The following is a 15,239-nucleotide window of genomic DNA, read 5'->3' on the forward strand; positions in this document are numbered from 1 at the left end:
AGGCGCCCGCAGGGCCCGAACAGGGTGGCGGTGGGCGACGGGTGGGCCAAGTGGCTCGATTCTCCCGTACGGGGCGAGCGCATGTGGACAGGGGGCGTGCCGGACGCGTGCGGACGCCCCGTGGCGCGGGCGCGTCACGGGTGCCCGGCGGGGCTTCCTCAGTCGTGTTTGCAGATGCGGTCGAGGAGATTGGCGGTCGCCCGCTGGACACGGGGGTCCACGTGGCCGGGGCGGTCGAGGGCCGGGGACCACGCGAACGTCCCGGACGCGAAGACCAGGGCGCCGGACGGGGCGCGGTAGAGCGAGGTCTCCTGATGGCGCAGGACGCCCTCGCTGTCGGGGTACGGGGAGTGCGCCAGCAGGATCCGGTCCTGGTGCTCGGGCAGTGGGGTGCGCGGGAAGTAACGGTCCGCCTCGCCGGCGACCATGCCCTCCACCTCGTCGCCGTCGTGCGCCCCGGTGGCCTCCCACAGCCAGTGGTCGGCGTTGCGGACGATCAGGGGGTGCGGCTCGGGGACGCGCCCGGCGTACTGGATGCCGATGAGCTGCTGCTCGGGGCGGTCGATCTCGCGCCACAGCACGGGCTTTCCGGGGCCCCGGCGCTTGCGGCAGGTCAGCAGCCGGTCGGCGACGCCCGACGGGGACGGCCCGAGTTCCACCTGCCAGTACATGGTGTTGGCGGAGAGGAAGACGAGTGAGGTGCCGTGCTCACGGGCGAGTTCCGTGGTGCGGCGCATCTGCGGCGACCAGTACTCGTCGTGGCCGGGGAAGACCAGGCCGCGGTAGCGGGTGGGGTCGACGCGGCCGGCGTGCAGATCGCGGGCGTCGGCGTAGGCGAGGTCGTATCCGTAGCGCTCGGCCCAGCGGATGAAGTCGTAGGCGTGGCCGACGTGGAGGGGCAGGCCCGCGCCCGCGTACGGGCGGTCGAAGGAGACGGTCGTCGCGGCGTCGGCCTCGCCGAGGAGCCGGCCGTCCTTGTCCCAGGCGTGGTAGAGGCTGGCGCCGGTGTGGCCGTCCTCCGGGTACAGGTTGTACGCCTGCCAGGTGATGTCCGGGAGCAGCAGGAGCAGATCGGCCGTCTGGTGGTCGCGGACGGTGAAGGGGACGTGCGAGCGGTAGCCGTCGAGGGTGGTCAGGACGGCGACGTAGGCGCCGACGTTCCAGTAGGAGGGGATCTGCAGGCGCCAGGACAGCCACCAGTGGTGGCAGGAGACCGTGCGGTCGGCCGTCAGCGGCGGCGGCTGGACGATCCCGGAGAGCCGGGGGCTCGTGGTGATCTTGCTGGCGCCGTCCCCGCCGTAGTGGCCGATGCGGTAGATGTCGACGCTGAACTCCTGCGGCGGGTCGACCGTGACGTGGAAGTCGATGGAATCGCCGGGGGCGGCGGCTCCCGTGCTGGTGAAACCCTTGATCTGGCGGTGGACGTCGTCGGCGGAACGGGGGCCCGGATCCGTGCGCGGACGGGTGCGGGGGGTGGAGCGCGGGGCCGGGATCCGGGAGGCGCCGGCCGCCGGCTGGGGCGCTTCGGTGTCCACGTACCAGGGGACGACGTGGCCGGTGTCGTCGAAATAGGTCTCGCTGCCACGGAGCCAGGGAACGGGTCCCAGGCCGAAGGGATCCGTGACGGCGTGCGCGAGTGCTCCCGACTCCCAGCGGCGGATCTGCTCCGATCCCATGCCCGCACCCCTCCCTCGTGCCCCCGTCGCACTGGCAAGCCCTTGCGCTGTGCTCGACCGGCCCCAGCACATCACATTACGCACGCACTCCGTCACCGTTCGTCGCGAATTGGCGTGAGTGGAACGGTTGACTCCGCCTGAGCCGGTGCGACCGCGCCCTGTGGGGGTGCGCACGGCCAGGACGTGAACGGTGGTGGCGGTCCCCCGGCGGGCCGCCGTCAGACCAGGCGGACCGGTTTCTCCGGGCGGACGCCGAGATGGCGGAGCCAGTCCCGCAGGGGCGCGGGGTCTCCCGTCTCTATCAGGGTGAGGACGCGGGGTCCGATGTCGGCGGCCCGCTCACCGGCGACGAGGAGGGACGGGCCGTCCAGCCAGTCGAGCCCGGGGACCGCCCCGGCGGTGTCCATCGCGGCGCAGCAGACCATCGCCGTGACGTGGTCGGCCAGCAGCTCCCGGCCGGTCCTGGGCGGCTGGAGGGGGAACAGCGGGAGCATCCGGTCGTCCCAGAGGTCGTGGTCGGGGCCCTGCTGCCCGGCGCTCCCCGCGGGCCGGGGCCTGGCCGGGGCGGACGCCTCCTCGCGGGCCACTTCCGCGGTGAGCCGGGCCGCGAGGGCCGCCGACCGCTCGTTGCCCACGGCGAGGTCGTGGTCCTCGCTCTCGGCGATCCCCATCTCCCCGTACGCCTCCGTCCGGTGCTCGGCGAGGGCGGCTCCGGGGTCCGGCTCGGGGACGGGCACGGCTCCCGGCGCGGACAGGTGGTCCAGCACGCGTGCCAGGGTCGGTCCGTTCGCCTCGGGCAGCGCGGGGTCGGCGGGGTGGCGCACGCCGAGCGCGTCCAGGACCCGGTGGAGCCGGGCCGCGTCGGTGCGCCACGTGCGGTCGACGACCTCGTCCGGGTAGTCCTGCCAGTCGACCGGCGCCCAGTCGGGGCCGGCCTCGGCGGGACCGCCGTGGAAGAGCCGGGCGGCGAGCAGCGAAGCGGCCTCGTCCACGGTGCCGGGCTCTTCGAGCAGGTCGCAGGCGGGGCGCTCGCCGAGCCGGGAGGCGAAACCCTCGGCGAGGCGGTCGCGGCGGGACAGCTCGGTCAGGGCGGCGACGACCCCCACGTCCAGCCGGGAGGGCCAGCGGCCCATCCGCCAGGCGGGCAGCGCGACCCGGGTCAGCAGGCGGTCCCAGCCCGCGTACGCCAGCCCCACCTGCTCCTGGGCGACGATCCGCACGCCGTAGTCCACGGCCTGCGCGCGCTCGGCCGCCGCGGACGCCACGGCCCGCTCCATCTCGGCCGCGTGGTCCCGGCAGCCGCGCAGCAGGAGCCGGGTGGTCCAGCCGGCGCCGGCCAGGACCGTACGGGACAGCGGGCCGCGGCCGGGTGCCGAGGCCACGGCGACGGCCGCGTCCAGGCCCCGGACGAAGCGGCGGGCCGCGGCTATGTCCGGGTGCGCCGACGGGCCCGTACCGGCGACGACGGGGGCGAGGACCGCCCGCAGCTCGCCGACCCGCATCCACCACAGGAAGGGGGAACCGATGACGAGGACGGGGGCGGCGCCGGCGCGGGCGGCGCGGTCCGTCGGCACGGTCACCGGACGGCCTCCGGCCGGGCCCCGGCCGTCCGGTTCGTCCCTCGTGCCCGGGGAGAACCAGCCGTGCGCCCGGTGGGTGCGGTCCTCCAGCCAGCTGTCGCAGTCCGGGGTGAGCGCTATCTCCGAGGGGGCCGGGACGTCGAGGCGGTCGGCCAGGTCACGGACCATCCGGTAGAGGTCGGGGGCGGATTCCTCGGAGACCGGGACCGTGGGGCTGATCGCGGGCCGGGCGCGGGCCACGAGGAGCGCGATGCCCGCCGCCGCCAGCAGGACGAGAACGGCGAGGACCGTCACGATCCACCCCGCGATCCCCCAGGGTCTGCCGGTGACGCGGCCGGTGGAACCACCGACGAGCAGCACGACGGCCACGGCCGCGGGCAGCAGGGCGACGGCCAGCGCCCTGCTGCGGACGCGCAGCACGGCGAGAGCCCGGGAGCGCGCTGCCTGCGCGCCCACCTCCACACCCATACCGGTCACGACCGGACGTCACCCCCTCTTGTCCGCCGGGCCCCGGCCCTGTCACTGCCGGCGCCGACGGATGCCCTGGCGTTGGTCACTCCCCCACTGTGGCACCCGCCGCCGACATCGCAATGCCGGTGGGCCAAGTGCCGGAATGCCTTCGCCGCACCATAGTTGGGGCCCCGGCCCTCGTCAGCCGGATAGGGCATCGGTCACCCGATGGAATGGCTCTGGGGAAAGGTGGATGACGGCGGACCCCGGACAGACTTTCGCTTTCGTGCGGAAACCTGCAGGTGGGAGGGGGTGGACGTGACAGGACAAAGCCCCGGATTCCGTACGGAGTCCGGGGCGCTGTACTGCTATAGGGGCCTGGGGCTACGCCTCGGCCGCCGCCTTCGCCGCGATGTCGGTGCGGTGCTGCGAACCCTCCAGGCCGATGCGGGCGACGGCCGCGTAGGCGCGCTCGCGGGCCTCGGCGAGGCCGGATCCGGTCGCCGTGACGGACAGCACACGGCCGCCCGCGCTCACCACCGCTCCGCCCTCGTGCCGGGTGCCTGCGTGCAGGACGTACGCGTGCGGGGCGTCCTGCGCGGCCACCTCGTCGAGCCCGGTGATCGGGTCGCCGGTGCGCGGGGTGTCCGGGTAGTTGTGCGAGGCCACGACGACGGTGACCGCCGCCTCCTCGCTCCAGCGCAGGGGCTCCAGATCGGCGAGGGTGCCGTTCGCGGACGCCAGCAGGACACCGGCGAGCGGGGTCCTCAGACGGGCGAGGACCACCTGGGTCTCGGGGTCGCCGAAGCGGGCGTTGAACTCGATGACCCGTACGCCGCGGCTGGTGATCGCCAGACCGGCGTACAGGAGGCCGGAGAACGGGGTGCCGCGGCGGCGCAGTTCGTCGACGGTCGGCTGGAGGACGGTCTCCATGACCTCCTCGACGAGCTTCGGGTCCGCCCACGGCAGCGGCGAGTACGCGCCCATGCCGCCGGTGTTCGGGCCCTCGTCGCCGTCCAGCGCGCGCTTGAAGTCCTGGGCGGGCTGGAGCGGGAGCACGGTCGTGCCGTCGGTGATCGCGAAGAGGGAGACCTCGGGGCCGTCGAGGAACTCCTCGATGACGACGCGGTCGCAGGCGAGGGCGTGCGCCCGCGCCGTCTCCAGGTCGTCGGTCACGACGACGCCCTTGCCGGCCGCCAGCCCGTCGTCCTTCACGACGTACGGCGCCCCGAACGCGTCGAGCGCCTCCTCGATCTCCTCCGGCGTCGAGCAGACGTAGGAGCGTGCCGTGGGGACGCCGGCACCCGCCATCACGTCCTTCGCGAACGCCTTGGAGCCCTCCAGCTGCGCGGCCTCCCGGGAGGGACCGAAGCAGGGGACGCCCGCCGCGCGCACGGCGTCGGCGACACCGGCGACGAGCGGGGCCTCCGGGCCCACGATCACCAGCTCGGCGCCGAGCCCGGTGGCCAGCGCGGCCACGGCGGCGCCGTCGAGGGCGTCGACCGCGTGCAGCTCCGCCACCTCCGCGATCCCGGCGTTCCCGGGAGCGCAGTGCAGGGCGGTGACGTCGGGGTCGAGGGACAGGGAGCGGCACAGGGCGTGTTCGCGGGCGCCACCACCGATGACAAGGACCTTCACGGGGTCAGCCTAACCGCCGCGCGAGGGTGCCCTTTGTGGGGGCTTCCGAGACGACGGCCCCACGACGCTCGTGCGATCCTCCAGGAAACCGTTTCCCGCATGCCGCTCGGCGCGGTCTCGTGCACCGGCGGACACGGTGGGCGGGCACGGCACCGAAGGGCTGACGGACGGCACGTCGGGCGGCGCGGCCGCCGGGCACCGCTGTCCGGAGCCCGGTCCGAGGCCCGGCGGGCGGCGCGCCGGGAGAGGTGGCCCGCGGCGGGCTCGGCTCGACGGCGTCCGGAGGGCGGCGACCGCTTCGGAGCGGGCGGGGGTGCCCCCGCCGGAGTCACTCGTTCGAGAACTCCTCGACCACCGTCGCCCCGAGTTCGCGGACGATCAGCTCGCGACCCGAGAGGGCGGACTCGTTCAGGTCGGGGTCGTCGTCCTCCGGGATGTCGTCCTCGGGGGCGACCGGTGGCGGCTCGTACGCCGGGGCCTGCGCGGGCGCGGGCATGCCCTGGCCCTGGGGACGGCCGGCGGACGGGCCGGGCCCCGGGGCCGAGGGGCCCGGAGCCGGAGCGGACGGCTGCTGGGGCGCCGGGCCCCGGCCTGCCGGAGCTCCGCCGAACCCGCCGCCTCCGCCGCCGTAGCCACCGCCACCGCCGTAACCGCCTCCGCCGCCGAACCCGCCGCCCGCCGGGGCGGGCGGCGGCGCGGAGCCGCCCGAGGCGTCCACGACCGCCTCGACCTTCCACTGCACGTTGAACTGCTCCGCGAGCGTCTGCCGCAGCACGTCCTCGCTGCCGCTGCTCGCGAAGGTGTCCCGTGCTCCGGCGTTGACGAAGCCGATCTGCAGGGTCGTCCCGTCGAAGGCCGTGACCTGCGCGTTCTGGCTGAGCAGGATCCAGGTGAAGCGGCGGCGGTTCTTCACCGCCTCCAGGATGTTCGGCCACAGCACCCGGGGGTCGGGACCGCCCGCGACCGGAGCGGGAGCCTGCGGCGTCCCAGGAGCGGCGGGAGCGGCGGGAGCGGGCGCGGCGGCGGGTGCCGGTGCGGACTGCGCCGGAGGCCGGCCGCCGCCCGCGGGGGCGGCCGTGGGCCAGCCGCCGGGCCGCCGGCCGCTGCCGGCCGCCGTGGCGGTGGGCCAGGCACCGGGCGCGGCCCCCGTGGGAGCGCCGACCGGTGCGGCGGGCCGCTCGGGCGCCGCGGGAGCGGACGACGGCGCGCCTGTGGGAGCCGGGGCGCCGAAGGACGCGGCGGGTGCGACGGGAGCGGGCGCGACGGGCGCCGCGCCCGGGGCGCCACCGACGCCCTCCCCGGCTCCCGCCGGTCCCGCTCCCCGGACCGCCGCGCGGGCCGCCGCGAGGCCTCCACCTGGAGGGACCGCCGGCCCGGCCCCCGGGACCGGAGCCGCGCCGTGCGCCTCGGGTCCGGGCACGTAGCCCATGGCGGGGGCGGCCGCGCCGCCGGAGAAGTTCACCCCGCGCTCGATGCGGTCGAGGCGGGCCATGACGGAGCGCTCGTCGCCGTAGGCGGCGGGCAGCAGGACGCGCGCGCAGATGAGTTCGAGCTGGAGGCGCGGCGAGGTGGCCCCGCGCATCTCCGTCAGCCCCGCGTTGACGAGGTCGGCGGCGCGGCTCAGCTCGGCGGCGCCGAAGACCTGGGCCTGCGCCTGCATGCGCTCCACCACGTCGACCGGGGCGTCGATGAGCCCCTTCTCCGCCGCGTCCGGGACGGCCGCCAGGATCACCAGGTCCCGCAGCCGCTCCAGCAGGTCGGCGACGAAACGCCGCGGGTCGTTGCCGCCCTCGATGACGGTGTCCACGACCTCGAACGCGGCGGCGCCGTCCCCGGCCGCGAACGCCTCGACGACGGCGTCCAGCAGCGAGCCGTCCGTGTACCCGAGCAGCGAGGTCGCCATGGCGTACGTCACACCGTCGTCGGCGGCGCCCGCCAGCAGCTGGTCCATCACGGACATGGAGTCACGCACGGATCCCGCGCCCGCCCGCACGACGAGGGGCAGCACGCCGTCCGCGACGGGGATCCCCTCCTGGGCGCAGACCTCGCCCAGGTATTCGCGCAGGGTGCCCGGCGGCACCAGCCGGAACGGGTAGTGGTGGGTCCGCGACCGGATCGTCCCGATGACCTTCTCGGGCTCGGTCGTGGCGAAGATGAACTTGAGGTGCTCCGGGGGCTCCTCGACGACCTTCAGCAGCGCGTTGAAGCCGGCCGACGTGACCATGTGGGCCTCGTCGATGATGTAGATCTTGTAGCGGCTGCTCGCGGGCCCGAAGAAGGCCTTCTCCCGCAGGTCACGGGCGTCGTCCACACCACCGTGCGAAGCCGCGTCGATCTCGATGACGTCGATGGAGCCCCGGCCGCTGCGGGCGAGGTCCTGGCAGGACTGGCACTGGCCGCACGGGGTCGGGGTGGGGCCCTGCTCGCAGTTCAGGCAGCGGGCCAGGATGCGCGCGCTCGTCGTCTTGCCGCACCCGCGCGGGCCGCTGAACAGGTACGCGTGATTGACCCGGTTGTTCCGCAGCGCCTGCGACAACGGGTCGGTGACATGCTCCTGCCCGATGACCTCGGCGAACGACTCCGGGCGATAGCGGCGGTACAGCGCGAGAGACGACACGCCTACGAGGTTATAGGCGCCCGCTGACAACGAGGACCGCCCGAGCGCGTCACCGGGCCCGGCCCCGGCGGCACCGGGACGCCGGGCCCGCACGGCCCCCGGCCGCCCCGTCGACCGCCCCGGAAACGCAAGCGCCCCCCACGCACCCGCCAGAGCCGACCTACCCTTGCTGCCTTCCGGCCCTGGGGGAGTTCAGTCAGATAGCGCCACGTGAGGGGCTCCGCAAAGAGTACAGGATTCCCGGGGTGGGGATCGAGTTCGCGAGCACTCCTCAGAGTCTTGTATTGTTTGCCGCGGAGGATTCGCCTAGAGGCCTAGGGCGCACGCTTGGAAAGCGTGTTGGGGGCAACCCCTCACGAGTTCGAATCTCGTATCCTCCGCCAGTGCCTCACCGGGCACGTTGTCGAAGGGCCCCGCTGCTCGCAGCGGGGCCCTTCGACGTTGTGCGGCCCGTCCGGGCGTGCGAAGGGCCCGGCCACCCTCGTGGCCGGGCCCTTCGCACGCGGACCTCAGTGCACGCGGACCTCAGTCGATCTCCACCTTCTTCGAGACGGTGACCTCGTCGAGGTCGCTGGTGCGGATCGTGACCTTCATGGTCCAGGTGCCGGGCAGGGGGAGGGTGAGGCCGTCGGAGGTCCAGTAGCCGCCCTTGTCGGTGATCCCCGCGTCGATCGGACCGACCTTCTGCGATTCCAGGGTGAAGGTGAGGCGCACCTCGGGGACGGTCACGAGGCCGCCGTCGGGTCCGAAGACCACGGCCTGGACGGAGTTCTCGCCCACCTGGCCGGGCGTCAGCTCGATCTGGGCCTTGCCGTGTCCGCCCGGGGTGCCGACGTCGAAGGGGACGACGGTGGTCCTCGAGGTCACCCGGCGCACGGCCGCCACCGCGTCGGCGCTCTCCGTGGCGGCCCGGCCCGGCTGGGTGCCGGTCAGCATCGTCGTGATCACCAGCACCAGGATGCCGACGGCGACCTCGGCGAGCACCGAGCGGCGCAGGCCCCGGTGGTACTCCGTGTCCCCGGGACCACCCGTCGCCCCGGCTCCCGCCGGCACCTCCGGCACCGCCCCCTCCGCCGCGTCCTCCGCCGCCGGGCCGTCCGGGGCCGGGCCGTCTCCCCCGGACCCCTCCGCCGCCGTCCCGGCTCCCGCCGCGGCCTTCCGGCCGTCCGGGTCCTCCTCGTCCGTCCGCTCCTCGCCCGGGTCCCCGGAGACGGCACCCGTGCCCGTCGCCCCGGCCGCCACCGCCACCGGGACCGCGGCCCGTTCCGCCGGGACGGTCCCGGGGACCGCCGCCGGCACCGACCGGGCCGTCCAGCGCCGCGAGAACGCCGCTCCCGCCAGGAGCAGCGCCACCAGGACGAGCTTCACGGCCAGGAGCCTGCCGTACGCCGTCGAGGTCAGGGCGTCCCAGGAGCCGAGGCCGCGCCAGGACTGGTAGACGCCGGTGACCGCGAGGACGGCGACCGAGGTGAGGGCGAGCCGGGAGAAACGGGTGACGACGGCCGGGGGGACCGGCTCGGCGGGGCGGTGGAGGGCGGTCAGCAGGGCGACCAGGCCTCCGAACCACACCGCCATGGCGAGCAGGTGCAGCACGGAGGAGGCCATCGCCACGGGCACCTGGATCCCGGCGGAGGCGTGCTCGGAGGCGGCCCAGGTGACCGCCAGGGCCAGGGAGAACAGCGTCCCGAGCACGAGAACGCCCCGACCGGATCCCCGCTCCCGTGCCAGTGCCCCCGGGGGCACGAAGGCCACTGCGGCGAGCAGCGCCAGCCGCGCCACCAGCACGACGCCCGGCCGGGAGGCCAGGGTGTCGCTGAGACTCGCCGGGTCGAGGGCCCCTGACGGGCCGGTGCCGCGCTCGTAGGGGCCGCGCAGCAGGAGCAGCGCGAACGTGGAGCCGAGCAGCATCCACCAGCCGGTCACCAGGAGACGCCGCAGGGACCCGGGGGAGCCGCAGCCGAGCACGAACGTGACCGTGCCGATGAGCAGGGCGAGTCCGCTGTACGCGATGTAGCGGGCGATGTCGTAGAGGGCGGAGGAGACGGGGTCGCCGGCGGTGGGCGGCAGCGGTGCGCGGGTCGCGGAGGGCTTGCCGACGGAGAAGGTGAAGGCACCGGAGACGGGGTGGCTGTCCGCCGAGACGACCCGCCAGGCCACCGTGTACGTGCCCTCGCCGAGGCCGCGCGGCAGCGTGACGCCGGCGGTGTCGGAACGGCCGTCCGCGTGTTCCGCCTCGCCGGTGCGCACGCGCCGGTTCTCCGGGTCGAGCACCCGGAAGGAGTCGTCGAACAGGCCGATCGACTCGCTGAACGTCAGGGTCACCTGGCGGGGCGCCGACTTCAGCACGCTGCCGTCGCGCGGATCGGTGTCCGTCAGCGCGGCGTGGGCGGAGGCGCCGCCCACGCCGCCGAAGAGCACCAGGACCAGGACGCTGCCCAGCAGGGCCAGGGCCCTGGCGCCGAGCCGTCGCTCTCGCTGCCGGTTTCCGTTCACACGCCGTCTCCGTATCCGCATGTCCAGAGTCTCGGGCATGTACGGATCCGGGCCGCGTCCGGCTCACCTCGGGGCCGCCCCGCCCCTCTCGAAGGCCTCGCGCGTCAGGAAGGCGAGCAGGGCGCGCTTCTCGGGCAGGTGGACCTCGGGCAGGTCGATCCCGGGGAGCACGATCTCACCGGCGGGGACGAAGCCCTGCCGGGTCAGGCGGGCGATGGCCCTGGTGTTGCGGGCGTCGGGCTCGACCACGGCCCGCTGCCGGTCGAGGCCGGTCAGCGCGTACGCCAGGAACGCCCCCAGCAGCGCGGACGACCAGCCCGGCAGCGCACCGGCGCCGGGTGCGGGGGGCCCGATGAGCAGGTGGACGCCGATGTCGCCGGGCCGGACCTCGTAGCACTCGGAGACCCGGTCGGCCTCGGGCTCGTAGGTCTGGAAGAGCGCGGCCGGTACGCCGTCCTTGACGGTGAGGAAGGCGTGGTGGGTGTCGAGCGAGTCGAGGTGCAGATAGGTCTCCAGCACCTGCTGCCTGGTGAACCCGGTCATCCCCCAGTACGCGGCCCGCTCCTCGGTGACCCAGCCGTGCAGCACGTCGAGGTCGGCGCGCGGGTCCAGGGGCAGCACGCGGACCGTGCCGAAGCCGTCGATCCGCTGCTCGTGGACGGCCTCGCGGGCGTCGGCGTACGTCTCAGTCGTCATCGCTCTCCTTGGTCAGCGTGTTCCAGTCGGTGGTCACCCGGGCGAGTTCTCCCCCGAGCCACAAGGGGAGTTGATCGCGGTGGTGGGCGGCTCCGGGAACGCCGTCGGCCCCGAACGGGACCACCCAGAGGCTGCCGTCCCGGTCGGCGAGGTCCCAGACGTAGCGGGCCGCGGGCCCGCGGACGCTCAGGTCGGTCAGCCCGGGGAGCGAGGAGGTGGACAGGACGCAGTCGTTGTCGCCGGACAGGGCCGGTTCGTCGTACGGGGTGCCGGGGAGTGCCCGCCAGGGGGCGAGGCGGTGGGTGTCGCCCCAGGTGCCGGAGACGGGCTCCGCGGCCACTTCCTCGACGGCCTCCCGCACCACGGCGTCGCGGTCGATGCCGTACCGCTCCCCCGCCGTCAGCAGGTTCTCCAGGGCGAAGGCGACGCGCGGGACGACCGCGAGCCAGGGCAGGAAGACGGCCGGGAGGGCGGGCGGTTCGGCCAGGACGGCGAGGGCGGGGTGCGCCACGAGCCGTCGTACGACCGCGTCGCGCACCCGCGCGTACACCGCGGCCGTGCCGCTGCCCGCGTCCATGTGCCGGTCCCAGCCGAGGAGCCGGTCCCGGAGGCCGGCCGCCTCGTCCGAGAGTTCCAGGGCCGCCAGCGGGTCCAGCAGGGCCGCCGCGGAGCCGAGACGGGTGTCCGTGTGGATGGCCGGCATGTCCGCCGCCGACAACGTCCCGCCCTCCTCGAGCAGTCGGCGGATGCGGTCGGCGCGGTGGGGCGGCGCGAACTCGACGCCGAGCGGGGTCGCGGGGCCGCGCTGGTTCGCCATCACGGCGAGTCCGTCCTCGACCGGCCCGTACGGCATCTCGTGCCAGCCGGTCCACTCGTGTCCGGCCTCCCACGCGTTCACCACCCGGAGGCGGTTGGCCGCGGCGCGCACCGGGACCCGGCCCGCGACGCGGTGCAGCAGCCCGCCCTCGGTGTCGGCGGCCTGCACGACGTTCACCGGCTCCGCCCAGGCGTCGAAGGCCCGGTCCACGTCGGCGGCCCGGCGGGCCCGCAGCAGCGGCAGGAGCGCGCCGAAGCCGAGGTCCGCGGTCACGCGGGGCGGGTAGCGCAGGCTGACGGACTCCTCGGCACCGGTGCCCCCGATCACCACGGGTCCGCGCGCCGTCTCGATCACCTCGACCTCGACGCTCTCGCCCCCGGCCACCTCCACCCGCTCCGTGTGCCGTGCCGCGGGCCGCCAGACCCCGTCGGGATCGAGGGCCTCGACGGCCCCGGCACCGGCGTCGCGCAGCCGCTCGCGGTAGAGGTCCTGGTAGTCGGCCATCGCGTTGGTGATCGCCCAGGCGACGGTTCCGGTGTGGGCGAAGTGGGCGATGCCCGGGACACCGGGGACGGCGAGGCCGACGACGTCGAACTCCGGGCAGGACAGGCGGATCTGCTGGTAGACGCCGGGGTCCTCGATGAAGCGGTGCGGGTCTCCGGCGATCAGCGCCCGTCCGGTGGCGGTGCGCCCGCCGCTCACCAGCCATCCGTTGCTGCCCGCCGTGCCCGGGCCGTCCATGGCGAACAGGCCGACCGCGTCCGCGCCGAGGCGCCGCACGACCTCCTCGCGCCACAGCTTCGCGGGGAACCCGGCGAAGAGGATGTGGGTGCCGAGCCAGACGCCCAGCGGGCTCCAGGGCTCCCAGCGTCCCGGGACGAGCCCGCTCGCCGCGAACTCGGGTGCCCGCGCGGCCCCTTCGGCCAGTCCGGCGTTGACCCCGTCGACGTACGCGACGACCCACGCGGCGGTCTCGGGGTCGTGTTCCTCCAGGGACGCGAAGCAGCGTCGCGCGGTGTCGTCGAGCCGGGACTGCCGCGCGAACCGGTCCCAGCCGACGGACTCCGCGCCGAGGAACGCGGCCGAGGTGCCCTGGGAACGGTGCCGTTCGACCTCCAGCTGCCAGGCGCGGTCCAGGGCAGTGACGCGGCCCTGGACGCGGGCGAGTTCCAGGGCGCCGGCCGCGCGCAGGTGCGGGATGCCCCAGGTGTCACGGTAGATCTCGGCGGTCACGGTCCATCCCCAGTCATGTCAGGTTAGGCTAACCTAATCTAGCTTCGGGATGGTACGTCGGGGACGCGGACCCGGCGAACCCGGGGAAGTCGTCCGGCCGCGCCCGCACGCCCCGTCGACGGGCCCGGTGCGCGCCGGGCCGGGCCGCCGGGCCGGGCGGGGACGTCACCGGGAAGTCCCCCGATGTCCTCGCCACGGGGAAGCGATGACCCCTTTCGAGCGAATGAGCCGGACGGCCCGCGCGATCGGGTCCGGGAACGCCCCCCGGAGCCGCCGGGGGGACGGACGGACCTCTCCCCGTCGGCGTCGCCGGCCTCCAGGAAGTCGGGAAAAAAGAGGGCGGCGGGCAGCCACGTCGGGAACGCCGGGAAGAGCCGTGCCCGCCCCGCGCCGGGAGCGCCGGAAAGAGCCGTGACCCCGCCCCGCGCCGCGAGCGGTCCGAGCACCGGGATCACACCCCGGCCGTCCGGCGCCGGGCGCGTGGACCCGCCCGCGCCGCGCCGGGATCGGGGGCGGCCCGCGAAAGCGCGGCCGGCGGCGGTCTCCGGCGCCCCCGCGGGAGTGCGGCGCCACCGTCCACCCTCCCGGCAAGGGTCTCGGCGGCGGTCGACCTCACGGTCCCGCCGCCACTCGTATCAGACCCCTGTTCCCGGTTTGCAAGGATTTACGACATCTTTTCCAGCGCCGCACTCCGTCGCCATGGCTGCGCCCGGAAGGTCTTGACCGGTAGGCTTTCCGTGTGATCTTCAAGCGCATCGGAAACGGCCGGCCGTACCCCGACCACGGCCGGGAAAGCACCCGGCAGTGGGCGGACGTCGCGCCACGCCCGATCCGCCTCGATCAGCTCGTGACGACCAAGGGCCAGCTGGACCTGGAGACCCTCCTCGCCGAGGACTCCACCTTCTACGGCGACCTCTTCGCCCACGTCGTCAAGTGGCAGGGCGATCTGTACCTGGAGGACGGCCTGCACCGCGCCGTCCGCGCCGCTCTCCAGCAGCGCCAGGTACTGCACGCGCGCGTTCTCGAACTGGACTAATGGCCACGGCTTGACCCCAATGGGTTGAACTGAACGCCGGGCAATGATCATCTAGTAGGCATAGGCGCCCCGGCGCACTACGCTGCGCCCATGAGCATGCTTACTCCCCCTGGCATGGGTGGCCAGTATCGGATCACGGGGGACAAGTACCCGCGGATGCGCCGGCGCAGTGGGCGCCGCAAGTTCGCGTTCGTGGGCGTCGCCTCCGTGACCGCACTCGGGCTGATCGGGTGGGGGTCCCTGCAGCTCATCGACATCTACACGGGCGGCGGCAAGGCCACGGCGGCGGACACCAAGGCCGACTGCGCCTCGAAGATCACGCCCGAGTCGAAGGACGCCGTCGCGGCCGCCGCCCTCGCGGCCACCCTGCCGAAGCCCGGCCAGATCACCGTGAACGTCCTCAACGCGACGCCCCGCAGCGGGCTCGCCAAGCAGACGGCGGACGAACTGAAGAAACGCGGCTTCAAGATCGGCGACGTGGGCAACGCGACGGCCGCGTACGACAAGAAGGTCGCGGGCGCCGGGATACTGCTCGGCGCCAAGGGTGCCGAGCGGGCCGCGCTGCCCGTCCTCAACACCCAGCTCTCCGGCGCCCAGCTGAAGACCGACGGCCGCGCCCAGGCCACCACGGTCGACCTCGTCATCGGCACCGGTTTCAAGACGCTGACGAAGAAGGAGGACGCCGACAAGGCGCTGACCGTCCTGACTCAGCCCAAGCCGGCGCCCGCCGCCTCGAAGAAGAAGAGCTGCTGACCGCGGGACCGCTCCCGGGCGAGAGCCGCTGACCACGGGACCGGTCCCGAAGAAGAGCCGCCGGCTCCGGAGCCGTCTCGGACGAGAGCCGTCTCGGACGAGGGCCGTCGGCCCCGCAGCCGTGCTCGGACGAGGACCGTCGGCTCCGGAGCAGCGCTCGCGGGAGGAGCTTCCGGCCGCGGGCGCGCTCCGGCGGAAGCCGTCGGCTCGGAGGCCGGTCTCCGGTACCCGAGCCACAGCTCCGGGACCG

General features: G+C 74.7%; 9 protein-coding genes, 1 tRNA gene and 1 other RNA gene. 3 read left to right on the plus strand and 8 right to left on the minus strand.

Features of this window, described 5'->3' with window-relative positions; all coding sequences use genetic code 11:
• Nucleotides 1-158 precede the first annotated feature (158 nt).
• The 5 genes from ACICHK_RS19555 to ffs all read right to left on the minus strand — a co-directional run bounded on the left by ACICHK_RS19555 (nt 159) and on the right by ffs (nt 8,184).
• Nucleotides 159-1,676 (minus strand): N,N-dimethylformamidase beta subunit family domain-containing protein, encoded by a 1,518-nt coding sequence (locus tag ACICHK_RS19555; protein ID WP_406837923.1) that lies wholly within the window; start codon nt 1,674-1,676, stop codon nt 159-161.
• A 218-nt stretch (nt 1,677-1,894) separates the two neighbouring features.
• Nucleotides 1,895-3,724, minus strand: a complete 1,830-nt coding sequence (locus tag ACICHK_RS19560) for a hypothetical protein (protein WP_406841264.1) — start codon at nt 3,722-3,724, stop codon at nt 1,895-1,897.
• A gap of 366 nt (nt 3,725-4,090) precedes the next feature.
• Nucleotides 4,091-5,344, minus strand: coding sequence for a phosphoribosylamine--glycine ligase (purD, locus tag ACICHK_RS19565; RefSeq protein ID WP_406837924.1), 1,254 nt, complete (start codon nt 5,342-5,344; stop codon nt 4,091-4,093).
• Nucleotides 5,345-5,672: 328 nt separating this feature from the next.
• On the minus strand, nt 5,673-7,961 hold the full coding sequence (locus ACICHK_RS19570) for a DNA polymerase III subunit gamma and tau (protein WP_406837925.1): 2,289 nt from the start codon (nt 7,959-7,961) through the stop codon (nt 5,673-5,675).
• 124 nt (nt 7,962-8,085) lie between these two features.
• An RNA gene (gene ffs, locus ACICHK_RS19575) (signal recognition particle sRNA small type) lies at nt 8,086-8,184 on the minus strand.
• A 72-nt stretch (nt 8,185-8,256) separates the two neighbouring features.
• Between ffs and ACICHK_RS19580 the strand changes: the two genes are divergently transcribed.
• A tRNA-Ser gene (locus ACICHK_RS19580) sits at nt 8,257-8,344 on the plus strand.
• Between the two features lie 142 nt (nt 8,345-8,486).
• Here the strand turns inward: ACICHK_RS19580 and ACICHK_RS19585 are convergent.
• The 3 genes from ACICHK_RS19585 to ACICHK_RS19595 form a co-directional block, all read right to left on the minus strand.
• Entirely contained in the window at nt 8,487-10,454 is a 1,968-nt protein-coding gene (locus ACICHK_RS19585) for a copper resistance protein CopC (protein WP_406837926.1), read from the minus strand.
• Between the two features lie 63 nt (nt 10,455-10,517).
• Nucleotides 10,518-11,150, minus strand: a complete 633-nt coding sequence (locus tag ACICHK_RS19590) for a GNAT family N-acetyltransferase (RefSeq protein WP_406837927.1) — start codon at nt 11,148-11,150, stop codon at nt 10,518-10,520.
• The gene (locus ACICHK_RS19595; RefSeq protein ID WP_406837928.1) at nt 11,140-13,200 is read right to left on the minus strand and encodes a penicillin acylase family protein; all 2,061 of its coding nucleotides are present in this window, start codon (nt 13,198-13,200) and stop codon (nt 11,140-11,142) included. The genes ACICHK_RS19590 and ACICHK_RS19595 overlap by 11 nt, the downstream gene beginning before the upstream one ends.
• A gap of 739 nt (nt 13,201-13,939) precedes the next feature.
• Between ACICHK_RS19595 and ACICHK_RS19600 the strand changes: the two genes are divergently transcribed.
• Together ACICHK_RS19600 and ACICHK_RS19605 are read left to right on the plus strand one after the other, a co-directional pair.
• Nucleotides 13,940-14,236 (plus strand): type II toxin-antitoxin system VapB family antitoxin, encoded by a 297-nt coding sequence (locus ACICHK_RS19600; protein ID WP_030420160.1) that lies wholly within the window; start codon nt 13,940-13,942, stop codon nt 14,234-14,236.
• Between the two features lie 114 nt (nt 14,237-14,350).
• Nucleotides 14,351-14,989, plus strand: coding sequence for a LytR C-terminal domain-containing protein (locus ACICHK_RS19605; RefSeq protein WP_406837929.1), 639 nt, complete (start codon nt 14,351-14,353; stop codon nt 14,987-14,989).
• Nucleotides 14,990-15,239: the final 250 nt, after the last annotated feature.

The organism is Streptomyces sp. AHU1, from assembly GCF_045343905.1.
Classification (GTDB): Bacteria; Actinomycetota; Actinomycetes; order Streptomycetales; family Streptomycetaceae; genus Streptomyces; species Streptomyces triticiradicis.